Below are 23974 nucleotides of genomic sequence, written 5' to 3'. Positions count from 1 at the left end.
CCGCACCGTGCCTGACGCCCACCGCAAGACCCGCTACATCTTCATCACCGGCGGCGTCGTCTCCTCCCTCGGCAAGGGCATCGCGGCCGCCTCGATCGGGCGCCTGCTGGTCGCCAAGGGCTTCACGGTCGGCCTGCAGAAGTTCGATCCGTACATCAACGTCGATCCCGGCACGATGTCGCCCTACCAGCACGGCGAGGTCTTCGTGACCGAGGACGGCGCCGAGACCGATCTCGACCTCGGCCACTACGAGCGCTACACGGACTCCAACGCCAGCCGCGCGTCCAACGTCACCGCCGGCGGCATCTACAACTCGGTCATCCGGCGCGAGCGCCGCGGGGACTACCTCGGCGGCACGGTCCAGGTCGTCCCGCACATCACCGACGAGATCAAGCACCGCATCCGCCTCATCGGCGAGACCAACGACGTCGACTTCGTCATCACCGAGATCGGCGGCACCGTCGGCGACATCGAGTCGCTGCCGTTCCTGGAGGCCATCCGCCAGTTCCCGGTCGACGCGGGCCGGCGCAACTGCATGTTCCTGCACCTCACGCTCGTGCCCTACATCGGGCACGCCGGGGAGCTCAAGACGAAGCCGACCCAGCACTCGGTCAACGAGCTGCGCCGCATCGGCATCCAGCCCGACATGCTGCTCTGCCGCGCCGAGAACGAGCTCGACGTGGACATCCGCAAGAAGATCGCGCTCTTCGCGTCGCTGCCCCTGGAGGCCGTGGTCTCCGCCGTCGACGTCGACAACATCTACAAGGTGCCGCTCTGGTACGCCGAGAAGCAGGTCGACGGCTTCATCTGCGAGTACTTCGGCATCGACGACGCGCCGGCCGCCGACCTGTCGGGCTGGCAGCGCCTCATGGACAGCGCCGACCGGGCGACCCAGACCGTGCGCATCGCGCTCGTGGGCAAGTACGTCGCGCTGGAGGACGCCTACAAGTCCGTCACCGAGGCGCTCCACCACTCCGGGTTCACCCACGAGTGCCGCATCGACATCGACTGGGTCGACTCGGAGACCCTGGAGACCGACGAGGTCGCCGTGCAGCGCCTCAGCGGCGCCGACGGCATCCTCATCCCGGGCGGCTTCGGCGGCCGCGGCATCGAGGGCAAGATCCGCGCGGCGCGGGTGGCGCGCGAGCGCGGCATCCCGTACCTCGGCATCTGCCTCGGGATGCAGATCGCCGTCTCGGAGTTCGCCCGCCACGTCGCCGGGATGCCCGGCGCCAACTCGACCGAGTTCGACATCGAGACCGAGTGGCCGGTCATCGACCTCCTGCCCGAGCAGAAGGAGGTCTCCGACCTCGGCGGAACGATGCGCCTGGGGGCCGACCCGGTCAAGGTCCATCCCGGCACCGCGGCGCTTGAGATCTACGGCGAGGCCGTCATCTACGAGCGCCACCGCCACCGCTACGAGGTGTCGATCAGCTTGCGCAAGCGGCTGGAGAGCGCCGGCCTGGTCGTCTCGGGCACGTCGCCGGACGAGCGGCTCGTCGAGATGATCGAGCTGCACGACCACCCGTTCTTCGTGGCCTCGCAGTTCCACCCCGAGTTCAAGTCGCGGCCCGAGCGGCCCGCACCACTGTTCCGGGAGTTCGTGCGCCACGCCCTGCGCCGCGCCGAGGACCGCCACCCGGAGGGCGAGGTCCGCGCCTCGCGGTCCGAGGCGGCCATCGCCGACCATCGGTGAGGCCGGCCTCCGAGGCCGAGCGGCGCCGCCTCGGCGAGCTGTTCGCCGAGCTGTGCGCCATCCCGTCGCCGTCCGGCCAGGAGGCTGCGGTCGGCGCTCGGGTGCAGGAGCTGCTGCGCGGCTGGGGCTACGCTCCGCAGTCCGACGCACACGGCAACGTCCTGGCCCGCCGTGAGGCCGGCCGTGCGAGCAGCGTGCTGCTCTGCGCCCACCTCGACACCGTCCCGCACGGTGACATCCCGATCGAGCCCGTCCTCGTCAACGAGGGCTGGGAGAACCGCCACGACGCGATCCTCGGCGCCGACAACAAGGCGGCCATCGCGGTGATGCTGCTGGCCGCGCAGCGCGCGTCGATCGAAGGCGCGCCCGTCGACCTCGAGCTGCTGTTCACCACGGGGGAGGAGACGGCGCTGGCCGGCGCCAAGGCCTTCGACATCGCCGTCCTGCGCAGCCGCCTCGGCTACGTCTACGACCACGCCACGCCCATCGGCGAGATCGTCATGGCCGCGCCGACGTACTACCGCCTGGAGGCCGAGCTTCACGGCAGGGCCGCCCACGCCGGCATCCGTCCCGAGGACGGCCGCTCGGCCATCGTGGCCGCCGCCCGCGCGATCGCGGCGATGCGCCTCGGCCGGCTCGACCCCGAGACGACGGCGAACATCGGCTGGATCTCCGGCGGCCCCGCCGGGGCCACGAACGTCGTGCCCGAACGCTGCCGGATGCTCGGCGAGGCACGCTCGCTGGACGCCGCCCACGCCGAGGCCGTCGTGGCCGAGATGGTCGACCATCTCCACGACGCCGCCAACGAGCCCAGCTGCGAGTGCGACCTCGACGTGACCGTCGAGCGCCTCTTCGAGGGCTACCGCCATCCGCCGGACTCCCCGGCCGTCGCCGCGGCGCAGCGAGCCCTGGGCGCCTGCGGCTACACGCCGCGGCCCATCGTCAGCGGCGGCGGCTCGGACGCCAACGCGTTCGAGGTCGCCGGGCTGCACTGCGTCTGCCTGGCCAACGGCACCGAGCGCAACCACGAGCCGACCGAGCGCGTCAGCGTCGCGGCGCTGGACGGGATGCTCGATGTGACGTTCGCGCTGCTGGACGCCTGCGCGGAGGGGTAGGGACCGGGCATGGCCCACGACGCGCGCGACTTCGAGCGGACCGAATCGCGGACCGCGTTCGACGGGCGGATCGTCCGCGTGACCGTCGACACGTTCCGCTACGCGGACGGGCACACGGGCGAGCGCGAGATCGTCCGCACCACCGGGGCGGCGGCCATCGTGGCCGTCGACGACGAGCATGTCTGGCTCGTCCGCCAGCCGCGCGAGGCCATCGACGACCCCGACAGCCTCGAGCTGCCCGCCGGGCGCCTGGACAAGGCGGGGGAGGACCCGCTGGGCGCCGCGCAGCGCGAGCTGGCCGAGGAGATCGGCAAGCGCTCCGACGCCTGGTCGGCGTTGACCCGCTACCAGTCCTCGGTGGGCTTCACCGACGAGGCGGTGCATGTCTTCCTGGCCGAGGGCGTCCACGACGCCGACGGCGAGCACGACTCCGGCGAGGACGAGCGCATCGAGATCGTCCCGTGGCCGCTGGCGCGCCTGGGCGAGGCCATCGAGCAGGTGCGCGATGCCAAGACGCTGATCGGCTTGCTGCTGCTCGAGCGCCGCCGCCGCGGCGCCTGACCCCGGCCGCCGCCCCGCCCGGTGCGGCCATCCGCGCCCCGGGCCTACGGGCATCCGGCCGGCGGGGTTCGGCCACCAGGCGTCCTGCCGGCCGCCCCGTGACCTCGGCGCCGGCGCGCCGTTGGGTGGTCATGCTCGCCACCAAGCTCATCCCCGCCGCCGCGCTGGCCCTGGCCGTCGCGGCCCCGTCGGCCACCGCGCTGGCCGCGATCCACAACCCCCAGCCCGATGCCGCCATGCGCAAGGGCGTCCGCGACTTCGCCAAGTTCGGGATCAAGGACCACCACGCCACGGCCTCGCGCCTGAAGATCACCTGCACCCCGGTGCCCAAGGTCAACGCCAAGGGCTCCTGCCAGGGGACGTTCCGCCTGACGCTCGACGGGCGCAGCGCGGACTACACGCTGACCAGGAAGGCCACGACGTTCCGGATCTCGCCTGGGGCGATCGAGTACCACCTCAACGCCCGCGCGGCGCACAAGGTCGCGGGCCTGCCGCTGCAGGTCGGCACGTTCGCCGGCTTCCTGCAGTAGCCCGGCGCGGGGCCGGGACGTCGCCGCCCGGCCCCGCGCCCGGCCCTGGGCCCCGGCCCCGGCGCGGCCCGGGAGCTTCGTTGCAGCGCGAGGACCCCGGCGTTCGGTCGCGAACTCCTCACCCATGGCCGTCGTCCCGGAAGCGCCCGCCGCGCGCCTCTACGAGCACCAGGTCCTCGACTTCCTCGCCTACCTGGAGTTCGAGCGCGGCCTGTCGCGCAACACGCTGGAGGCCTACCGCAGCGACCTGCTCCAGTTCGGCCAGTACCTTCGTGAGCACGACGCCGACGTGCTGACGGCCGGGCACGCCGTGCTCGCCGGCTTCCTCGACGCCCTGGCCGCCGGCAGCGATCAGCGGCCCGCCGCCCGGCCCGCCACCCTGCAGCGCAAGGCCGCGTGCCTGCGGTCGTTCTACCGCCACCTGCGCCGCGAGGGCATCATCGACCACGACCCGACGGCCGACCTGCGGGCGCCGCGCAAGAGCCAGAAGCTGCCCAAGGTCCTGTCGCGCGGCGACGTCGACGCGCTCCTGCGGGCGCCCCGCGGCACCGACGCCGGCGCGCTGCGCGACCGCGCGCTGCTCGAGCTCATGTACGCCTGCGGGCTGCGGGCCAGCGAGGCCGTCACGCTCCAGGTCGGCGACATCGACCTGCGCGCCGGCGTCCTGCGGGCCCGCGGCAAGGGCGCCAAGGAGCGCCTGGTGCCCGTCGGGCGCGAGGCCGTCACCGCCGTGCGGATCTATCTCCAGCGCGGCCGGCCCGCGCTGACGGCCACGACCGACGCGCGCGAGCTGTTCGTCAACCGCCGCGGCACCGGCCTCACGCGCCAGGGCCTCTACAAGATCGTCCAGCGCCACGCACGCACCGTCGGGCTGGAGGACCGGATGAGCCCGCACACGCTGCGCCACACGTTCGCGACGCATCTGCTGGCCGGGGGCTGCGACCTGCGGGCCGTCCAGGAGATGCTCGGCCACGCCGACGTCGCGACGACCCAGATCTACACCCACCTCTCGGCCGAGCGGCTCAAGGACGTCTACTTCCAGGCGCACCCCCGCGCCGGAGCGGGCGCAACGGACGCAAAGAAACCAGATCAATGATCGTCCAGTTCCTGGTAGCGGCGTGTCACGATTGCGGATCATGCGCCGTCCGCTCACCCTCGTCATGACCGCCGCCGTCGTCGCAGCCCTCGCCGCAGGCTGCGGCAGCGACTCCTCGTCCAAGGATGTCCCGAGTCCGGCCACGCCGGTCTCCGCCGTCCCGTCGTTCCCCGACCAGGGGATCAGCTTCAAGGCGCCCGACGGCTGGGCGCTGGACGCGGGCAGGGCGCCGCTGGTCGCCACGGTGCAGGCCGGCCCATCGACGGTGGCCGTGTGGCGCTATCCGCGCACGGAGAAGCTGCCGGTCACCAAGGACGAGCTCAAGGCCGCCCGCGACGCGCTGGTCAAGGCCGCGCAGGCCCGCGACAGCACGTTCCAGGTCATCAAGGCCGCCTCGGCGACGATCGCCGGCAAGCCCGCCGTGCAGATCCGGGCCCGCGAGACGATCGCCGGCCTGCTGCGCACGGTCCGCTCGACGCACATCTACTCGGCCCGGTCGGAGATCGTCATCGACGCCTACTCCGACACCGACAACTTCCGCGCGGTCGACGCCCAGGTGTTCCGGCCGCTGTTGAAGACGTTCGAGGTCCACGCACCGCGAGCATGAGCCCGCGCGCCGCCGTCGTCGTCCTGGACGCGTGCGGTGTCGGGGCCCTTCCCGACGCCGCGGACTACGGCGACAGCGGCGCGGACACGCTCACCCACGTGGCGCAGGCCGTCGGGGGCTGGATCTGCCCGTCCTCGGCCGTCTCGGCCTGGGCTGCATCACGACGATCCTCGGCGTGCCGCCCGCGGCGGCGCCCGTCGTCCATGGCCGGCTGCACCCGCTCGGCCCGGGCAAGGACTCCGCGACGGGGCACTGGGAGCTCATGGGCGCGGTGACGCCGGTCGCGCTGCCGATATACCCGCACGGCTTCCCCGCCGACGTGCTGGAGCGGATGGAGCAGGCCGCGGGCCGGCCGTTCTGCTGCAACCGGCCCTACGACGGCACCGCCGTCATCGACGACTTCGGCGCCCACCACCTCGCCACGGGCGAGCTGATCCTCTACACGTCGGCCGACTCGGTGGCCCAGATCGCCGCGCACGTCGACGTCTTGGACGAGGCCGCGCTGCACGCCGCCTGCCGCGCGGTCCGCGCGCAGCTGACCGGCGAGCACGCCGTCGGCCGGGTCATCGCTCGGCCGTTCACGGGCCCGCCCGGCGCGTTCGCGCGCACCCCCGGCCGCCGCGACTTCGCCATCGACCCGCCGTCGCGCACCTACCTCGACGAGCTCGGCGACGCCGGCGTCGCGGTGCACGCCGTCGGGAAGGTCTCCGACCTGTTCGCCGGCCGAGGGATCGGCCACGCCCACGACGGCAAGACCAATACGCAGGCGCTGGGCGCCACGACCGCCCTGCTGTCGGAGCTCGAGGGCGGCATGATCTTCACCAACCTCGTCGAGACCGACCAGCTCTACGGCCACCGCAAGGACGTCGAGGGCTTCGCCCGCGCGCTGCAGGAGATCGATGCGGCGGTGGGCACGTGGCTGGGGCTGCTGCGCCCGGGCGACCTGCTGGTGCTGACGGCCGACCACGGCGTCGACCCGCTGACCGCCCACACCGATCACACGCGCGAGCACGTCCCGCTGCTGGCCACCGGCACGGGCCTGGACCGCCACCGCCACGACGGCCCGATGGCCGACGTCGGCGCCACCGTGCTGCGCTGGCTCACCGGCCGCGAGGCGCCCGGGCTGCCGGGTGCCCCGTTCGCCGGCTGAGGCCGGCCGGGCGCCCCTGGGCCTCGAGGCCGGGGGCGCGCAGCAGGCGACGCAGCCGGCCGGCGGGCACCCGGTCGGCCAGGCCGGCGAGCGGGACGACCCACGCGCGGCGGCCGCGGCCGACACGGCGACGGGCGCGTCGCGCCGGCCGGCCACGGCCCCGCCCGAGGTTCCGGGCACAGGGACGACCCGTGGTGGCGGCGCCGTCGCCCCGGAGCCGGCGGACCGCACGAAGACGAGGTCGCGGCGGTCGCGACGCCCAGCAGGAGAACGGCGATGGCGTGCACGCCGGGGATCGGCGCCGTGCGCACCGGGCCGACCCGATCGGCACCCGATCTGGACGGCGATGTCCGGACTCCTACAGTGCAGGGGCGATGCCCGAGCTGCCCGAGGTCGAGACGATCCGCCGCCGGCTGGCCCCCCACCTCGAGGGCCGCCGCGTGGCCGGGCTGCAGATCTCCGACGCCCGCTGGTGCCTGCCGCGGGCGCCGGTGGAGGTCGTCGACGCCGTGCAGGGACGCCGCCTGGAGCACCTCGGCCGGCGGGGCAAGTACCTCATCTTCACCTTCGAGGACGAGGTCCACCTGCTCGTGCACCTGCGCATGACCGGCAACCTCCTGCTGGACCCCGCGCCGGGCACGCCGTACGAGCGCGTCGCGTTCACGCTGGACGACGGCCACGTGCTGCGCTTCTGCGACCCGCGCCGCTTCGGCACGGGGGAGCTCGCACTCGGCGACGAGGCGCTGGAGGCCTTCCTGTCGGCGCGGCTGGGCCTGGAGCCCCTCGGCCCCGAGCTGACGGGGGCGCGGCTGCGGGCACTGGCCCGCGGCCGGCGCGCCCCGATCAAGGCGTTCCTGCTCGACCAGCGCCGGATCGCCGGCGTCGGGAACATCTACGCCGACGAGGCGCTGCACCGCGCGCGGATCCACCCGCTGCGCCCGGCCGGCGCGCTGACGCTCGCCCAGTGCGAGGCGCTGGCCGCCGCGGTGCGCCTGGTCCTGGCCGCCGGCATCGACGCCGGCGGCTCGACGATCGACGACTTCCGCCATCCCGACGGCGTGCGCGGCGCGTTCCAGCACGACTTCCTCGTGCACCTGCGCCGCGGCCAGCCGTGCCTGGCGTGCGGCACGACGGTGGTCAAGATGGTCGCCGCGGGCCGCGGGACCTACGTCTGCGAGTCCTGCCAGCCGCGCCCGCGGGCGCGGCGCGCGGTCAGGCCGCGGCCTTGACGAGCAGGTCCTGCAGGAGTCCGGAGCGGTCGGCCGCCAGCGTCTCCTGGAAGCCGCCGACGAGCTCGCCGCCGACGAGGACCTGCGGGAAGCTCATCATCCCGGTGCGCTGCAGCAGCTCGGCCCGACCGTCCGGGTCCTTTGCGAGATTGATCTCGTCGAAGGTGATCCCGCGGGTGTCGAGCAGCTGCTTGACGCGGGCGCAGAACGAGCAGGGATCAGTGGTGTAGACGGTGACGGCAGCCATTACTTCAGCAAGTATAGCGACGGCTTCGGGGCCCTCTCCGCGCGCGGACACATGCCCGGAGCGCTGAAGACCGACGCCATCGTGCTGCGCTCCATGCGCTTCGGCGAGGCCGACCGGATCCTGCACCTCTACAGCGTCGACCGGGGCCGGATCTCGGCCATCGCCAAGGGCGTGCGCAAGACCCGCAGCCGCTTCGGCGGCCGGCTGGAGCCGTTCGTCCACGTCCGGCTCGTGCTGCATCAGGGGCGCTCTGACCTGCTCACCGTCACGGGCGCGGAGACGATCGACGCCCACGCCCGCCTGCGCGACCACGGCGCGGCGCTGGACGGCGCGGGCCGGGCCTGCGACGCCGTGGCCCGGCTGTTCGAGGACGCCGAGCCCCACCCGCCGGTCTTCCACCTGCTCAGCAACCAGCTCTCGGTGCTGGAGGCCGACCCGGGCCGCGCGACGCTGGCCAACCAGCTCGCCTTCCGGCTCAAGCTCCTGGTCGCCGCCGGGCTGGCGCCGCAGCTGGCCGCGTGCGCGACGTGCGGCGAGCGCGAGCACCTCGTCGGCTTCAGCGGCGCCGCGGGCGGTGTGGTCTGCGGCGGCTGCGAGGCCGGGTCCTTCCCGCTGGACGCCGAGTCCCACGCGTTCCTGACCGAGGCGCTCGGGCGGCGGCTGGCCGACACCCCGCCGGGCAGCCCGCGCGCGCTGCGCCAGGCCGAGCGCGCGATCGCCGACACCGTCGAGCATCACGCGCACGTCCGATGGCGTGCCGCCTCGCCCGGTTAGAGTCCAGACGCCTATGAGCGAAGCGGCGGCGGCGACCAGATGGGTCTACGACTTCGCCGACGGATCGCGCGAGATGCGCGATCTGTTGGGGGGCAAGGGCGCGAACGTGGCGGAGATGACGCGGATCCTCGGGGCCGAGCGGGTCCCGGCGGGGTTCACGATCACCACGGAGGCCTGCGTGGCCTACATGCAGGGCGACAAGGCGTTCCCCGACGGGCTCGACGGCCAGGTGGCCGAGGCGCTGGGACGCCTGGAGGCCGCGGCGGGCAAGCGGCTGGGCGACCCGGAGGACCCGCTGCTGGTCTCCGTGCGCTCGGGGGCGCGCGAGTCGATGCCCGGCATGCTCGACACGGTGCTCAACCTGGGGCTCAACGATGCGTCGGTGGCGGGCCTGGCGGCCCGGACGGGCAACGAGCGCTTCGCATGGGACTCCTACCGGCGCTTCGTGCAGATGTACGGCAACGTGGTGCTGGGCATCGAGGGCGAGCGCTTCGAGGACGCGATCCAGGCCATCAAGCAGGATCGCGGCGTCACCGAGGACACCGACCTGGACCGCGCGGCGCTGGAGGAGCTCACGCGGACGTTCCAGGGCTTCTACGACTTCCCGTCCGACCCGCAGGATCAGCTCCGCGGCGCGATCCAGGCGGTGTTCGACTCGTGGATGGGCCGCCGCGCGGTCGAGTACCGGCGCATCAACCGCATCCCCGAGGACTGGGGCACCGCGGTCAACGTCCAGCAGATGGTCTTCGGCAACAAGGGCGACACGTCGGGCAGCGGCGTGGCGTTCTCCCGCGACGAGGTCACCGGCGAGCCCGAGCCCTCCGGGGACTTCCTGCCCAACGCCCAGGGCGAGGACGTCGTCTCGGGCGTGCGCACCCCGCGCGACATCCGCGAGCTGAAGGACTGGCAGCCCGAGGTCCATGCCCAGCTCTTCGAGATCCTGCGCACGCTGGAGGCCCACTACGGCGACATGCAGGACACGGAGTTCACCGTGGAGGAGGGCCGCCTCTACATGCTGCAGACGCGCAACGCCAAGCGCCCCGCGCAGGCCGCTGTGCGCTTCGCCGTCGACGCGGTGGGCGAGGGGTTGCTGGACAAGGGCCAGGCGATCGCGACGATCGAGGCCGAGAAGCTCGACGCGCTGCTGCACCCGACGTTCGACCCCGACGTGACCTACGAGGTCCTGGCGCGCGGCGTGGCCGCGTCGCCGGGCGCGGCCAAGGGCGCGATCGTGTTCACCGCCGAGGACGCGGTCGCGGCGGCGGCCGACGACCGCGCGGTCGTGCTCGTGCGCCCGTTCACCGAGGCCGAGGACGTCGCGGGCTTCCACGCCGCGCAGGGCGTGCTGACCTCCGAGGGCGGCAAGGCCAGCCACGCGGCACTCGTCGCGCGCGGCATGGGCGTGCCGGCGGTCACCGGGGCCGGGACGCTGGAGATCGACGTGCGGGCGGGCGAGGTGCGCCTGGACGGAGCGGTCGTCCTGCGCGAGGGCGATCTCATCGCCATCGACGGCACGACGGGCACGGTGACCACCGACGACGTCGTGCTGATCGACCCCGTCATGAGCGACGAGTTCAGGACGGTGCTGGCCTGGTGCGACGAGCTGCGGCGGCTGGACGTGCGGACGAACGCCGACACGCCCGAGGATGCGGTCAAGGCCCGCGAGTTCGGCGCGCAGGGCATCGGCCTGTGCCGCACCGAGCACATGTTCTTCGGCGAGGACCGCCACGACAAGATGGTCCGGGTCATCCTCGCCGACGGCGACGAGGAGCGCCGCAGCGCCCTGGCCGAGCTGCTGCCGCTGCAGCAGGGCGACTTCGAGGGCATCTTCGCGGCGATGGACGGGCTGCCCGTCACCATCAGGCTCCTGGACCCGCCGCTGCACGAGTTCCTGCCCAAGCTGCACGATGTCGAGGCCCAGGCCGAGCGCGCGCGGATCGAGCGCTCCGACGACCTCGACCACCTGGAGCACACGCTGGACCGCGTGCGCTCGCTGCAGGAGGTCAACCCGATGCTCGGCACTCGCGGGGTGCGGCTGGGGATCCTGTACCCGGCGATCTACGAGATGCAGCTCGAGGGGATCTTCCGCGCCCTTCTCGCCGCCCGCGCGGCGGGGACCGACGTGCACGTCGAGGTCATGGTCCCGCTCGTGGACTACGAGCGCGAGCTCGAGCTGCTGCGCGGCCTGATCGAGCGCGTCGGCGCCGCCCACGACCTCGTCGCCGGCCGCGACTACCTCATCGGCACGATGATCGAGCTGCCGCGGGCCTGCCTGCTGGCCGACTGGATCGCCCACGAGGCCGACTTCTTCTCCTTCGGCACCAACGACCTGACCCAGACGGCGCTGGGCTTCTCGCGCGACGACATCGAGGGCCGCATCCTCGCCCGCTACATCGAGATGAAGGTCTTCGACCGCTCGCCGTTCGAGACCCTCGACGCGCCGGGTGTGGGCCAGCTGGTGCGCATGGGGGCCTGGCTGGGGCGCAAGACCAAGGCCGGCCTCAAGCTCGGCGTCTGCGGCGAGCACGGCGGCGACCCCGACTCCATCGACTTCTTCCACCACTCGGGGATCGACTACGTGTCCTGTTCGCCCTACCGCGTGCCCGTCGCCCGCGTCGCCGCCGCCCAGGCCGCCGTGCGCGACGACGGCGGCGACGGGGCGGGCTGGTGAAGCTCACCTCGGCGGTCTTCGGCGAGCGCGGGCGGCACCGGGCGCGGAAGCTCGGCATCGACCCCGTGCGCCTGCCGCCCGGGCAGTCGCCGACGGTCAAGTGGCCCGTGCTGACCGCCGGGCCGCAGCCGAGCGTCGACGTCGCGCGCTGGTCGCTGACGTTCTACGGCGAGATCGACGAGCCCTACGCCTTGCGCTGGGACGACCTGCAGGCGCTCGAGCAGGTCGAGCAGGTCTCCGACCTGCACTGCGTCACGCGCTGGTCGCGCTTCGACCAGGCCCTCGGCGGCGTGCGCGTGCGCGACATGCTCGAGCGGGCGCGCCCGCGCGCCGCCGCGACGCACGCGCTCGTGCACAGCTACGGCGGCTACTCGACGAACCTGCCGCTGGAGGCGCTGCGCGACGACGACGTGCTCATCGCCCACCGCGCGGGCGACGGCCCGCTGGCGGCCGAGCACGGCGGCCCGGCGCGCCTGGTCGTGCCCTCGCGGTACCTGTGGAAGTCGGCCAAGTGGGTGCAGTCGATCGAGATCCTCGACCACGACGAGCCCGGATTCTGGGAGCGCAACGGCTACCACAACGACGGCGACCCGTGGACCGAGCAGCGCACCCACGCCGACCCCTACGCGTTCCGGTCCATGCGCCGGCGCGCGCGCGGCGTCGACGACCCGCCGCGCTGAGCGCGGTCAGTCGACGGTCAGCACGGCCTTGCCGGCGATGCGGCCCTCGCGCAGCGCGCGGATCGCCGTGTCGGCGTCGCGCCACGAGGTCGTGAGGTCGATCTTGACCTCCAGGCGGCCCTCGGCGACGCGCCGGGCCAGCCGGGCCAGGTCGGCGGCGCCGCAGTTCTCCCGGCGCAGCTCCTCGAAGATGAACAGCCCTGGACCCGGGCCCCGGGCGCGCCGGCGAACAGGGCACGCGTGGGGTAGACCACGTCGGCGGGGTCGGTGGACGCCAGCGAGACGACCACGCCGTGCGGGGCGATGCGCTTGATCGAGGTGCCCAGGGCCGGGCCGCCGATGCCGTCGAGGATCCCGGCGAACCGCTCGCCCTCCGGGGCCAGCTCCGTGACCACCTCGCAGGCGCCGAGCTCGGCCAGCCCCGCGGTGCGCCGTGCGACGGCGGTCACGTCGGCGCCGGCGTCGCGGGCGAGCTGGATCGCGAAGCGCCCGACGCCGCCCGAGGCCCCGGTGATCGCGATGCGCTTGCCGACCATGAACCCGCACATCTCCAGGGCACGCAGCGCGGTCAGGCCCGCCACGGGCAGGCAGGCGGCCTGCTCGAAGGACACGGCGTCGGGCAGAGCGGCGAGCATGTTCGTGGCGACGACGGTCCGTTGCGCCCAGGCCCCGGGCAGCCGCGCGCCGACCACGCGGGTGCCGGCGGGCGGGCCGCTGCCGTCGGCGGCGGCCCGCGCGACGACGCCGGCGAGGTCCCAGCCGGTTACGGTGCCGGCCGGCAGCGTGGCGAGGTTGCGCACCTCGCCGGTGTTCAGCGACACCGCGCGCACGTCGACCAGGGCCTCGGACGGCAGCGGCACCGGCTCCGGGGCCTCGACGAGTTGCACGGTCGGGGGGTCGGCGGGCACCGAGGCGAGGGCGAGCATGTGCCGAACCTACAACGCCGCAGGGCCGGGCCCCGATCCGTGTGCGACGATCGCAGGCGTGGACGTCGTCACCGCACCCGGCCCGGTCGCCGAGGCCTTCGCCGCGCGCCAGCAGGCCTGGGAGGAGCAGCACCTCTCGCCCCTGGCCGCCCGGTCCTATCCGGCGCGCCGGCGCGAGCCCGAGCCCGACTGCGGCCTGCGCACGCCGCTGCAGCGCGACCGCGACCGCATCGTCCACAGCAAGGCCTTCCGCCGGCTCAAGCACAAGACCCAGGTGTTCGTGGCGCCCGAGGGCGACCACTACCGCACGCGGCTGACCCACACGCTGGAGGTCACGCAGGTCTCGCGGACCGTCGCCCGGGCGCTGGCGCTCAACGAGGACCTCACGGAGGCCATCGGCCTGGGCCACGATCTCGGCCATCCGCCGTTCGGCCACATCGGCGAGAGCGTCCTGGACGCCTGCGTGCAGGAGCGCTTCGGCCGGCCGTTCCGCCACTTCGAGCACTCGCTGCGCGTCGTCGACGTGCTCGAGAACGACGGGCAGGGCCTCAACCTCGACGACGACGTGCGCGACGGCATCCTCGGGCACTCCTCGCGGGCGCCGGTCCCGCGCACGCTGGAGGGCGCGATCGTCCGGATCGTCGACCGCGTCGCCTACCTCAACCATGACATCGACGACGCGGTTCGCGCCGGCATCCTGCGCGAGGAGGACCTGCCCGCCGAGCCCATCGCCGTGCTCGGCGACGTCGGCTCGCACCGCATCGACGCGCTCGTGCACGACCTCGTCGAGCACTCGGCGCGCGCGGGCGCCATCGTCCAGGGCGAGCGGGCCGGGCGCGCGATGGACGAGCTGCGGACGTTCATGTTCGACCACGTCTACCTCGGGGCCGCCGCGCGCCGGGAGCACGCCAAGATCGAGCACGTCCTGCGCACGCTCTTCGACCACTTCACCGGCGATCCCGAGCGCCTGCCCGACGGCGGGGGGGCGCCGGGCGCCGACCTGGCCCAGCGCGTCACGGACTACCTGGCCGGGATGACCGACCGCTACTGCATCCGGATCTTCGAGGCGCTCACGGTCCCGGAGGCCTTCGCGCTGTAGCGCGCGGTGTCCGGCCATGGCGCCGGTGACCTGCTCGGCGACGGCCGTGCGCGTCGCCGGCGGGCAGATCGCCGCCCCACTTCCACGTCTTCGTCGTGCTGCCGATCATCGGCCGCCACGGCCGGTGGCGCCCGTTCCTGCTGTCGGTGTGCTCCATCGTCGTCGGCTGAGCGGCGGGGTTCGCCGGAGCGCCGGACGGTCGCCGACAGCGCCGACGAGATCCGTGAGACGCTCGCCCGCACCACCCAGGCCGCCGCCCAGCAGTCGGCGGCCATGGGGTCGGCCACCGGCGCGGTGCGCGCCGCCCGCGACCTGGCGCAGCGCATCGCGACGAGGCCCACGAGGCCGCCGGCACCGCGCGCGAGTCGCTCCGGTCGCATGCTCAAGGACATCGACGCCGCCACCCGCGAGGCCGTCGTGGCCGCCCTTCGCGGCGCGGAGGTCGTCGAGGAGGGCTCGGGCACGCCGCGGCGACCGGGGGCGTCGACGCTCGTCTGGCCGACGCCGGGCGCCTGCAGGCGCTGGCCCCCGACCTCGAGGCGCTGACCGGCCGGGAGGCCTGAGCGCGGGCGGGCGGGAGCCTATGCTCCAGCCGGGTGCCGCGCTACGCCGATGACAGCAAGGAGAAGGTCCTCGACGCGGTCGACATGGTCGACCTCGTCCAGACCCGCACCGAGCTGCGCCGCGCCGGCACCGGCCGCTACATGGGCCGCTGCCCGTTCCATGACGAGCGGACCGCCTCGTTCAGCGTCGACGCCGAGCGCAAGCTCTACCACTGCTTCGGCTGCGGGGTGGGCGGCTCGGCCTTCGACTTCGTCATGGCCACCGAGGGCCTGGACTTCCCCGGCTCGCTCGAGAGCCTGGCCGCGCGCTTCGGGGTCGAGCTCGAGGTCGCCGACGAGGACCCTCAGGCCGCCGAGCGCCGACGCCATCGCGACCGCCTGCTCGAGCTGCTCGAGCGGGCCGCCGCGTTCTACGTGCGCTGGCTCTGGGACTCGGCCGAGGCCGAGCCCGCGCGGGCCTACCTGCGCGACCGCGGCCTGAACGAGGACACGCTGCGCGAGTTCCGCGTGGGCTACGCGCCGAGCGCCTGGGACAAGCTGCTCATGGCGGGCCGCCGGCAGGGCTTCTCCAACCGTGAGCTCTACGAGGCCGGGCTGGCCGTGCGGGCCAAGGGGGAGGGCCGCATCTACGACCGGTTCCGCCGGCGGATCATGTTCCCGCTGTGCGACCCGCGCGGCCGGGTGCTCGGCTTCGGCGCGCGTGCGCTGGGCGCCGGCCAGCAACCCAAGTACCTCAACTCGGCCGACGGCGAGGTCTTCCACAAGGGCGACCACGTCTTCGCCGCCCACCTGGCCCGCGTGCCCGCGACGCGCGCCGACCGCGTCGTGGCCTGCGAGGGCTATACCGACGTGCTGGCCTTCCACCAGGCCGGGATCCGCAACACCGTCGGGATCATGGGCACCGCCCTGACCGAGAAGCAGGTCGGCGAGCTGGCCAAGCTGGGCAAGACGGTCCTGCTGGCCCTCGACGCCGACAGCGCCGGGCAGGAGGCGATGATCCGCGCGGCCCGGCTGGCGGTCACCCGCCAGCTCGAGCTGCGCGTCGTGCCGCTGCCCAAGGGCCTGGACCCGGCCGACCTCGTCCAGCAGCAGGGCGCCGAGGCCGCCGCGCAGCTCGTCGAGGCCTCCGTGCCGTTCGTGCGCTTCCGCATCGAGCGCGAGCTCGAGCAGGGCGACCTGGCCAACGCGGAGGGCAAGGACCGCGTCGTGGAGGCGCTCAAGCCGGTCTTCGCGACGCTGCCGCCCAGCGCGCTGCGCGAGGAGCTGCTGGCCCACGTCGCCGACCAGCTCGACCTCTCGCCGTCGCTCGTGTCGTCGTGGCTGCCGCTGCCGCTGCCGGGCCGGCGGCCGGGGCCGGTCCGTCGCGCGGGGCCGCGGCGGGTCCGTGGCGCGGCGGCCCGGGGCGCTCGGAGGGCGGGCGCAACGGCCACGACGACGGCGGGGCCGGCGCGCTGCCGCGGCCGATCACCGCGAGCCCTATCGCGCGCGCCGAGGGCGACTTCCTCGCCCAGTGCCTCGCGGCGCCCGACGCGGCCGCCGAGATCCTCGCGGCGATCGACCACGCGGCGTTCAGCAGCGACGCGATGCGCCGCGTCGCCGCCCACGTCCAGGCCCACCTGCGCGCGCCGGAGGAGGGCCTGCCGGCCGATGACGCGATGCTCGTCGGGTCGATCGCGCGCCTCGTGGCCAAGGCGGCGACGCTGCCGCCCTCGCGCGCGGCGCTGCAGGGCCAGCTGGCCAACGTGCAGCTCCTGCGCAAGGACGCCCAGATCCGCGCGGCGATCGCGGCCGGCCTCGGCGGGGTGACCGAGCTGCGCCGCGAGCGCGACAGCCTGGCCGAGCGCCGTGACGTGCTGCTGGGCCAGGCCATGGAGGAGTCCGCGCCGGAGGACTGAGGTCGCCCTCAGCCCGGCACGCGACGCTCCGGCGACCCCAGGTCGAGCTCGAACCACACGCAGTCGCGGCGGTCGGAGGTGTCGGTGCCCCAGCGGCTGGCGGCGCGATCCCCGAGGCGGATGCCCGCGTTGACGGCCGACCTGAAGTGGGCGGCGAACTCGACCGCGTCGTGGTCGTAGACCGCCGCCCGGACCCGGTCCTCGGAGAGCTCGACGTGCACGTCGATGATGGCGTCGGGGCGCTGGTGCGGATGGAGGACGGCGATGGTCACGACGTCGCTGATCATCATCGCCACGCGATGGAGCTCCTGGTCGGTCACGCGGCCGTGCAGCATCTCCCGGGCCGCCCGGCGCGCCTGGGAGGGCCCGTCCAGCGAGGCCTCGAAGGACAGCCTGACCTCGTCCGTGGGCGTCGCCGCCGGCCGCGTCCTACGGTGGGGGAACATCGAGGCTCCCCTTTCTCGGTCCCTCCCCAGGCCGTCCAGACCTGGACACGTCCCGTCGTTCGGCCCCGGATGATCCGCGCGACCCGAGCCGGAGTCAAGGAGGGATCGCGGGCGGTCCGGAAGCTCGGGGGGTGGGATTCGAACCCACAACCACTCGATTAACAGTCGAGAGCTCTGCCGTTGAGCTACCCCCGATCGGTGCTGCCACGTCCAGCATAGACCGCGCGCCGGTCTGGATGCTTCCTTGGAGATCGATCAAACCGTCCTCGACTTCCGCGTGGCAGTTCGAGCCCAGCAGCACGCACTCGGAGGCTTCGGCACGCACCTGCTCGGCGGCACATCGCCGGCACCGTTCGCCGCCCAGCAGGCGACCTTGGACGGGGAGCACCCCGCCTCGCGGGCCAGCGCGTCGTACGAGCCTCCCGCGTCCAGTCGCTCCGTCAGCCACCCGCGATCCATGGACACGAACGCTCGTTCGCGTGGCGGACGGAATCCGGGGCCGAGCGGTCAGGGCGCCGCGGCCAGGCCCTCGACGAGCTCCGCGGCCCGGTCGGCCGGGTCGTGCGCCGCCGCCCACGCGGCCAGCTCCCCGGCGCGCCGGCGCAGCGCGGGCTGCGCCAGCGCGCTCGCGACGGCCAGGCGCAGCCCGCGCGCGGAGACGAGCCGGCGGGGCAGGCGGACGCCCGCCCCGCCCAGTCCACGCGGGCCGCGTTCTCGTTCATGTCGCCCGCCGCGGGGCAGGCGACGACGACGCAGCCGGCCGACAGCGCGCGCACCAGGGTCCCGTGGCCGGCGTGGCAGACCACGAGGTCGCAGCGCGGCATGGTGCGCGAGTAGGAGACCCAGTCGACCAGGCGGGCGTTGGCCGGGACCACCGCCGGGCCCGGCAGCGGCCGGTGGTTCGTGGAGGCCAGGACGCGGACGGGCAGCCCGGCGAGGCCCTCCAGCGCCGCGCGCAGCATGTGCTGCTCGGCGTCCTGCGCCGTCGAGGGCGCGACGAGCACCAGCGGCCACGACGGGTCGCCCTCGGGCAGGTCGACGTCGCCGAACGGCGGCTCCCACTGCAGCGGGCCCACGACGTGCGTCGCGGGCTCGGGCGGCTCGCGCGGGTACTCGAGCTGGGGGAAGGTCCCGATGAGCGCCAGCTGCCGGCTGATCCCGCCGTGCACGTGGGCCAGCGGCGGCAGGCCCAGCCGCGCGCGGGTCGCGTTGAGCTCGCGCCGGCCGAGCTGCACGCCGCGCTCCAGCAGCGGGTCCAGCAGGCCCCAGGCGCGGCGCCCGAGCTCCGTGCGCGGCAGGCGCGCGCCGAGGGAGTACGGCGCGAAGCCCGGATGGCCGCGTGGGTCGACGTGGGGGACCAGCGTCGCCCACGGGACGCCCTCCAGCTCGGCGGCCAGCGCCGGCGCGAGCGTGAGGATGTCGGCCACGACCACGTCGGGGCGCTCGGCGGCGACGAGCCCGCGCGTGACGCCGGTGGCCCGCCGGACCTCCTCGTAGGGCTTGAGCGGGCGCTCCTGGGTCGGGAAGACGTGGTATTCGGGCGCCGGGGCGAACCGCAGGCCCTCGCGCTCGACGTCGGGCTGCCAGCGCGTCCAGGTCTCGACCACGACGTCGTGGCCCCGGGCGCGCAGGGCGCGGCCCAGGGCGATGACCGGGAACGCGTGCCCCGCGTCCCCGAACGCACCGAGCAGGACCTTCAGGCCACGTCCTCCGCGAGCTCGGCCACGAGCCGCAGCTGGCGGATGCGCTCCTCGCGCGTCCAGGCCATCGGCGACACGCCCAGGGTCCCGACGCCGGCGTCCCGGTAGGCGCGCAGGCGCTCGCGGACGCGGTCGGCGGGCCCGACGAGGGCGACGAGGTCGATGAGCGCGTCGGGCAGCGCCGCCGCGGCCTCCTCCTTGCGACCCTCGAGGTAGAGGTCCTGCACCTCGCGCGCGGCGTCCTCGAACCCGTAGCGCTGCACGAGCGTGTTGTAGAAGTTCTTCTCGCGCGAGCCCATGCCACCGACGTAGAGGGCGATGTAGGGCCGCATCGCGTCGCGCGCGCCCGCGATGTCGTCGGTGATGTTCACCGTGACGGTCGGGGCGATGTCGAAGCCCTCCAGGCTGCGCCCGGCGCGCGCGGCGCCCTCCTCGAGGAAGCCGCGCAGCTCGGGCAGGTGCTCGGGCGACAGCAGCGTGGGGATCCAGCCGTCGGCGATCTCGCCCGCCAGCGCCGTGTTGCGCGGCCCGATGGCCGCCAGGTAGATCGGGATGCGCTCCTGGACGGGCGCGATCGTGAGCTTGAGGGCCTTGCCCGGCCCGTCGGGCAGCGGCAGGTCGATCGTCTCCCCGTGGAACTCCACGCGCTCGCGGGCCAGGGCCATCCGGACGACCGCGATGTACTCGCGCGTGCGCTGCAGCTGCCGGGCGAAGCGGACCCCGTGCCAGCCCTCGGAGACCTGGGGGCCCGAGGACCCGATGCCCAGCAGCATGCGTCCGTCGGAGAGCTGGTCCAGCGTGGCCGCGGTCATCGCGGTCATCGCCGCGCTGCGGCCGGGCATCTGGAAGATCGAGGAGCCGATCCTGATGCGCTCGGTCTGGCCGGCGATCCAGCCGAGGATCGTCGCGACGTCCGAGCCGTAGGCCTCGGCCGCCCACACGCTGTCGTAGCCCAGCCGCTCGGCCTCCAGCACGATCGCCAGCTGGTCCTGGCGCGTCAGGCCGAGACCCCAGTAGCCGATGTGGACGCCCAGGCGCATGCAACGGTCCTTTCACGAGCAGGAGAACGCCTTGGCGGCGCGAGGCCCGGGGCAGGGTCTTCGCGCCCCGGCGGGACACCGGGACCTTATGCGACGAGCGCGCTCACCGATCGACGACCTGCGCCGCACCATCGACCGCCTCCCGCAGCACACGCGTGAGGCGATGCTCGAGGGCATCCGCGGCAACGAGATCATCGTGGGCGCCTACAGCGACCGCAGTGGCGGGGTCTGCCCGATGCTCGCCGCCCACCGCCACGGCGGCCGCACGAGCTTCGTGTCCTTCGCCCACGCCTGGGATCGCTTCGCCGCGGCCAAGCGCGCCCGCGCCGCCCCCCGCCGGGCGCAGGAGGCGCGTAGCACCGGGCTGGCCCGGCCGGGTCGCGACCCGGCCGCGCCGCGGCCGACGCCGAGCGGGCGCTCGACGCCCTCGAGCGCGCCGAGCCGCTCGTGCCGCGCTGAAGCCGCCTCAGTCCCCGGGACGGATGAACTGGATCTCGGGGATGATGCACGCGGGGGAGAGGCGCAGCAGCCACCGCATCGTCTCGCCGATGTCGGCCGGGGTGATCATCTGCTCGGCTGGGATCTGGTCCTGGATGAACTCGGTCATCGGCGTCGCCACCCAGCCGGGGCACAGGGCGGTGGACTTGATGCCGTCCTGCGACAGCTCCTTGTGCATGGCCTCGGTGAAGTTGACCACCGCGCCCTTCGTCGCCGAGTAGACCGACATCCACGGCTGGCCGCGCTTGGCCGAGATCGAGGCCGTGTTGACGACCATCGCGCCGTCCTGCGCGCCGGCGGCGCGGAGGAGGTCGACGGTCTCGCGGTAGAACAGGATGATCGACCGCAGGTTGACGTCGAGCTGCATGTCGAGCTTCTTGGTCTCGATCTCGCCGACGGGGGAGCCGATCCCGACCCCCGCGTTGTTGACCAGGAGGTCGAGGCGCCCGTAGCGCTCGCGGTGGGCGGCGACGACCGCCTTGACGCCCTCCTCGTCGCCGAGCGCTGCGGCGACGACCTCCACGTCGAAGCCCTGGTCGGTCAGGCCGCGGGCGGCCTCCTCGAGCTTCTCGGGCCGCCGGGCCGCGACGGTCAGGCCGAAGCCCTCCTCGCCCAGCACCTGGGCGATGGCCAGGCCGATGCCGCTCGATGCCCCCGTCACGATCGCTGCGCGCTGCGCCATCTGCTCTCCTTGAAGGCTTGAGGCCGCCACCGTCCGGCAGCGGCGCGGGTATCCAATCATCCCATTAGCCTCTGCGGCGCCCATGCCCCGTTCCCGCGCCGCCCGCCGCCTGCCCACCCTGCTCTGCGCCCTGGCCGTGCCCCTGCTCCTGGCGGCCGGTTGCGGCTCGTCGGGCTCGAGCTCCAGCGACACGCCCGCCGCGCAGCCGGCGCCGACCGCGACGGCCGAGGACTTCCCCATGGCCACCGGCCGGACGCTGCCCGACATCATCAACGGCCTGCCCAAGGGCCCGGTGTTCGCGCCGAGCGTCTCCCTGTTGACCAAGGGCACGAACCGGATCGGCTTCGCGCTGTTCGACACGGCGCGCAAGCAGCTCTCGGGCGCCGCGGTGGCGCTGTACATCGGCAAGACCGACGGCTCGGACGCGCGCGGCCCGTTCGTCGCGCGCAGCGAGTCGCTCAAGGTCTCCCCGCAGTTCGAGAGCAAGCAGACGGCGACCGACCCCGACGCCGCCCACGGCGTCTACGTCGCCGACGTGCCGTTCCCGCGCAACGGCAGCTACGCCGTGCTGGCCGTCGCCAAGCTCGACGGGCGCCTCGTGGCCTCCAGCCCCTACGGCATGAAGGTCGGCGGCAAGGCCGCGGCCGTGCCCGGCCCCGGCGACAAGGCGCCGGTCATCCATACGCTGACGCCCGCCGACGTGGCCGGTGACCTGTCGAAGATCGACACGCGCCTGCCGCCGGCCGAGTCGCTGCTCAAGGACGACTTCGCCGACGTCGTCGGCAAGAAGCCCGTGGTCCTGACGTTCGCCACGCCGCAGCTCTGCCAGAGCCGCGTCTGCGGGCCGGTCGTCGACGTCGTCGACGAGGTGCAGGCCAAGGTGGGCGACAAGGTCTCCTTCATCCACCAGGAGATCTACCGGGACAACGACGTGTCCAAGGGCCTGCGCCCGCAGTTGGGGCCATACCACCTGCAGACCGAGCCGTGGACGTTCGTGATCGATCGCAAGGGCATCATCTCGACGCGCTTCGAGGGCGCCTTCTCGCCGGCGAGCTCGAGCGGGCCGTCGCGAAGGTGACCGCGAGCTAGGAGTCCCGCCCGGCGTCCAGCCGCGGGAGCTCGATCGCCGGGCAGCGGTCCATGACGACGTGCAGCCCCGCCGTGCGGGCCCGCTGCGCGGCGGCGTGGTCGATCACGCCGAGCTGGAGCCAGACGCCGCGGACACCGGCGGCGATGGCCTCGTCGACGTGTGCGCCTGCGGCCGAGCTGCGGCGGAAGATGTCGACGACCTCGACGCGCTCGTGCTCCGGGACGTCCGAGAGCGTGGGGTAGGCCCGCTCTCCGAGGATCGTCGTCGCGGCGGGGTTGACCGGGATGATGCGCATCCCGCGGGCCTGCAGGAGCGCGGCGATCCGGTGCGAGTCGCGCGACGGGTCCGGCGAGCAGCCGACGACCGCCCAGGTGCGGGTGGTGGTCAGCAGGGTGCGCACCGCGTCGTCCATCGGCGCAGTGTCTAGGAGTCGCCGGCCAGGAACGCGGCGACGGCGGGCGGCGGGCGGCCGTCGAACTCGGCGTCGGCCGCGAGGTGCAGCAGCCGCTGGGGGTCCTCGTCGGCCTCGTCGCGCCGGAACGCGAGGTAGGTGACGACGGCGCCGGCGAGCGTCAGGGCCGGGTTCTCGCCGTCCACGTCGAGGCTGCGCACGGCCTCGGCCATCTGCTCCTCGACGTCGACCACGGAGGCGATCGGCTCATCGCGGTCCTCGAAGCGCAGCAGCAGCTCGGCCACGTCGGCGTCGGCGCCGTCGGGGTCCACGGCCTGCGCGGCGCGATGGACGGCCTGGGCGAGGGTCAGGGGCGGCGGGTCGGTGCTCACACGTCATGCCTACCCGGTGGGTGCTCCGGCGACTGGCGGCTGTCGGCCGGAGAACGGGCGCGGGTCGCGCAGGCGCGTTGTCTAGATTCCTGCGCGGGCCGGTAGCTCAACCGGGTAGAGCAGCGGACTCATAATCCGTTTGGTGGGGGTTCGAGTCCTCCCCGGCCCATCAGGATTTCCCTGCAAACGTCCCGCTTTCTGCGCCGACCATGCGGTTCCGTCGTCGACCTGTTCTTAAATCCTGTGGCTTAGTTGCCCGGGGCTGTGTCTCAGGCCCCGCAATCGGCGCCCAATCGACAAGGGGGCGCGACCGAGAGGACGTCATGCATGACGTGAAGACGATGATTGCCCCGATGGCAGAGATCAGGGAGCTCGAGCGCTTCCTCATCGACCACGGGCGGGAGCAGGCAGGCCGGCCCGTTCCCACGGGGTGGGGGCGTCGACGGAACAAGAAGCCGCACGGGTGCTACGCCTCCGCGCAGCGCTGGATGAGAGATCCGAGCGTCACCTACACCGAGGGCGTCGCGGTCTCCGCCGGCCTTGTCGGCCACCCCATCGCGCACGCATGGCTCACGGGACCGGACGGTGGGGTGATCGACCTAGCGTGGGAGGTGCCGGGCGCCGTCTACCTCGGCGTCCAGATCCCAGATCGAATCGCAAGCGCGGCCTTTGTCCGAACCTCGGCCGCCATGGGGGGCTGGGTGGGAGAGCTTCTCCCTGAGGTCATTCGCTCTGGCTGGACGCCTGGCGACGATGCGTAAGCCGGCGACGGGCCATCTCGTGGTGAAGGATTGGGGCGGCGGCCGCCGCTGGATCGCCGTACACAACGCGACCGCGGATGGGAAGCGGACCAGGACGGCGTTAGGCCCAGCGTGGATCAAGCCCACAAGCCGCAG

The 23974-nt window shown here is 73.8% G+C and carries 24 protein-coding genes and 2 tRNA genes; 17 read left to right on the top strand and 9 right to left on the bottom strand.

Annotated elements, in window-relative coordinates; translation table 11 throughout:
• The first annotated feature begins 7 nt into the window (after positions 1–7).
• From FSW04_RS17825 to mutM, 8 genes are all read left to right on the top strand, one after another.
• Positions 8–1696 carry a CTP synthase gene (locus FSW04_RS17825; RefSeq protein WP_228430541.1) on the top strand — a complete coding sequence of 563 codons (1689 nt, stop codon included), beginning with the start codon at positions 8–10 and terminating at the stop codon, positions 1694–1696.
• The gene (locus tag FSW04_RS17820; RefSeq protein WP_146921614.1) at positions 1693–2811 is read left to right on the top strand and encodes a M20/M25/M40 family metallo-hydrolase; all 1119 of its coding nucleotides are present in this window, start codon (positions 1693–1695) and stop codon (positions 2809–2811) included. Before FSW04_RS17825 ends, FSW04_RS17820 begins: the two co-directional genes overlap by 4 nt.
• Positions 2812–2820: 9 nt before the next feature.
• Entirely contained in the window at positions 2821–3372 is a 552-nt protein-coding gene (locus FSW04_RS17815) for an NUDIX hydrolase (protein WP_146921613.1), read from the top strand.
• 131 nt (positions 3373–3503) lie between these two features.
• Positions 3504–3902, top strand: a complete 399-nt coding sequence (locus tag FSW04_RS17810) for a hypothetical protein (protein ID WP_187368883.1) — start codon at positions 3504–3506, stop codon at positions 3900–3902.
• 124 nt (positions 3903–4026) lie between these two features.
• A complete protein-coding gene (gene xerD / locus FSW04_RS17805; RefSeq protein ID WP_146921611.1) occupies positions 4027–4998 on the top strand; it encodes a site-specific tyrosine recombinase XerD in 972 nt (323 codons plus the stop codon).
• A gap of 40 nt (positions 4999–5038) precedes the next feature.
• Entirely contained in the window at positions 5039–5605 is a 567-nt protein-coding gene (locus FSW04_RS17800) for a hypothetical protein (RefSeq protein WP_146921610.1), read from the top strand.
• A gap of 31 nt (positions 5606–5636) precedes the next feature.
• Positions 5637–6755, top strand: coding sequence for a phosphopentomutase (locus tag FSW04_RS17795; RefSeq protein ID WP_228430540.1), 1119 nt, complete (start codon positions 5637–5639; stop codon positions 6753–6755).
• Positions 6756–7129: 374 nt separating this feature from the next.
• Positions 7130–7984 (top strand): bifunctional DNA-formamidopyrimidine glycosylase/DNA-(apurinic or apyrimidinic site) lyase, encoded by an 855-nt coding sequence (gene mutM, locus FSW04_RS17790; protein WP_146921609.1) that lies wholly within the window; start codon positions 7130–7132, stop codon positions 7982–7984.
• Here mutM and FSW04_RS17785 read toward each other — a convergent pair.
• Positions 7968–8231 carry a glutaredoxin domain-containing protein gene (locus FSW04_RS17785; protein ID WP_146921608.1) on the bottom strand — a complete coding sequence of 88 codons (264 nt, stop codon included), beginning with the start codon at positions 8229–8231 and terminating at the stop codon, positions 7968–7970. The two genes, mutM and FSW04_RS17785, sit on opposite strands and share 17 nt — an antisense overlap.
• Before the next feature lie 51 nt (positions 8232–8282).
• Here FSW04_RS17785 and recO point away from each other — a divergent pair, with 51 nt between their 5' ends.
• The 3 genes from recO to FSW04_RS17770 are packed head-to-tail and all read left to right on the top strand — an operon-like array spanning position 8283 to position 12356.
• On the top strand, positions 8283–9005 hold the full coding sequence (recO, locus tag FSW04_RS17780; protein WP_146921607.1) for a DNA repair protein RecO: 723 nt from the start codon (positions 8283–8285) through the stop codon (positions 9003–9005).
• Between the two features lie 13 nt (positions 9006–9018).
• Positions 9019–11676, top strand: a complete 2658-nt coding sequence (gene ppdK / locus FSW04_RS17775; RefSeq protein ID WP_146921606.1) for a pyruvate, phosphate dikinase — start codon at positions 9019–9021, stop codon at positions 11674–11676.
• A complete protein-coding gene (locus FSW04_RS17770) occupies positions 11673–12356 on the top strand; it encodes a sulfite oxidase-like oxidoreductase (protein ID WP_228430539.1) in 684 nt (227 codons plus the stop codon). The genes ppdK and FSW04_RS17770 overlap by 4 nt, the downstream gene beginning before the upstream one ends.
• Before the next feature lie 6 nt (positions 12357–12362).
• On the opposite strand, the gene FSW04_RS28610 is transcribed toward FSW04_RS17770, so the two are convergent.
• Positions 12363–12902: a zinc-binding dehydrogenase gene (locus tag FSW04_RS28610; protein WP_407652996.1), complete on the bottom strand. Its 540-nt coding sequence runs from the start codon at positions 12900–12902 to the stop codon at positions 12363–12365.
• 438 nt (positions 12903–13340) lie between these two features.
• Between FSW04_RS28610 and FSW04_RS17760 the strand changes: the two genes are divergently transcribed.
• The 3 genes from FSW04_RS17760 to dnaG all read left to right on the top strand — a co-directional run bounded on the left by FSW04_RS17760 (position 13341) and on the right by dnaG (position 16750).
• Positions 13341–14381 (top strand): deoxyguanosinetriphosphate triphosphohydrolase, encoded by a 1041-nt coding sequence (locus tag FSW04_RS17760; protein ID WP_228430538.1) that lies wholly within the window; start codon positions 13341–13343, stop codon positions 14379–14381.
• Between the two features lie 378 nt (positions 14382–14759).
• Positions 14760–14927, top strand: a complete 168-nt coding sequence (locus FSW04_RS26245; protein WP_187368881.1) for a hypothetical protein — start codon at positions 14760–14762, stop codon at positions 14925–14927.
• Positions 14928–14977: 50 nt separating this feature from the next.
• Positions 14978–16750, top strand: a complete 1773-nt coding sequence (gene dnaG / locus FSW04_RS17755) for a DNA primase (RefSeq protein ID WP_146921604.1) — start codon at positions 14978–14980, stop codon at positions 16748–16750.
• Between the two features lie 97 nt (positions 16751–16847).
• Here dnaG and FSW04_RS17750 read toward each other — a convergent pair whose 3' ends face one another.
• The 5 genes from FSW04_RS17750 to FSW04_RS17730 all read right to left on the bottom strand — a co-directional run bounded on the left by FSW04_RS17750 (position 16848) and on the right by FSW04_RS17730 (position 21205).
• The gene (locus FSW04_RS17750) at positions 16848–17285 is read right to left on the bottom strand and encodes a hypothetical protein (protein ID WP_146921603.1); all 438 of its coding nucleotides are present in this window, start codon (positions 17283–17285) and stop codon (positions 16848–16850) included.
• Between the two features lie 123 nt (positions 17286–17408).
• A tRNA-Asn gene (locus tag FSW04_RS17745) sits at positions 17409–17480 on the bottom strand.
• Between the two features lie 245 nt (positions 17481–17725).
• Complete coding sequence (locus FSW04_RS17740; RefSeq protein ID WP_187368880.1) at positions 17726–18892, bottom strand: glycosyltransferase; 1167 nt, start codon at positions 18890–18892, stop codon at positions 17726–17728.
• An 89-nt stretch (positions 18893–18981) separates the two neighbouring features.
• On the bottom strand, positions 18982–20025 hold the full coding sequence (locus FSW04_RS17735; RefSeq protein ID WP_146921602.1) for an LLM class F420-dependent oxidoreductase: 1044 nt from the start codon (positions 20023–20025) through the stop codon (positions 18982–18984).
• 466 nt (positions 20026–20491) lie between these two features.
• A complete protein-coding gene (locus FSW04_RS17730) occupies positions 20492–21205 on the bottom strand; it encodes an SDR family NAD(P)-dependent oxidoreductase (RefSeq protein WP_146921601.1) in 714 nt (237 codons plus the stop codon).
• An 82-nt stretch (positions 21206–21287) separates the two neighbouring features.
• Between FSW04_RS17730 and FSW04_RS17725 the strand changes: the two genes are divergently transcribed.
• Positions 21288–22283, top strand: a complete 996-nt coding sequence (locus FSW04_RS17725) for a hypothetical protein (protein WP_146921600.1) — start codon at positions 21288–21290, stop codon at positions 22281–22283.
• A gap of 7 nt (positions 22284–22290) precedes the next feature.
• Here the strand turns inward: FSW04_RS17725 and FSW04_RS17720 are convergent, their stop codons facing one another.
• Positions 22291–22707 carry a CoA-binding protein gene (locus tag FSW04_RS17720; protein WP_146921599.1) on the bottom strand — a complete coding sequence of 139 codons (417 nt, stop codon included), beginning with the start codon at positions 22705–22707 and terminating at the stop codon, positions 22291–22293.
• 11 nt (positions 22708–22718) lie between these two features.
• Entirely contained in the window at positions 22719–23078 is a 360-nt protein-coding gene (locus FSW04_RS17715) for a hypothetical protein (RefSeq protein ID WP_146921598.1), read from the bottom strand.
• Positions 23079–23173: 95 nt separating this feature from the next.
• Between FSW04_RS17715 and FSW04_RS17710 the strand changes: the two genes are divergently transcribed.
• Positions 23174–23247, top strand: a tRNA-Ile gene (locus tag FSW04_RS17710).
• A gap of 154 nt (positions 23248–23401) precedes the next feature.
• A complete protein-coding gene (locus FSW04_RS17705; RefSeq protein WP_146921597.1) occupies positions 23402–23839 on the top strand; it encodes a hypothetical protein in 438 nt (145 codons plus the stop codon).
• The last annotated feature ends 135 nt before the right edge of the window (positions 23840–23974 follow it).

Origin of the sequence: Baekduia soli, from assembly GCF_007970665.1 — a bacterium.
GTDB classification, from domain to species: Bacteria; Actinomycetota; Thermoleophilia; order Solirubrobacterales; family Solirubrobacteraceae; genus Baekduia; species Baekduia soli.
Note: the sequence above shows the minus strand (reverse complement) of the source record. Positions and strands in the feature narration are given on the sequence as shown.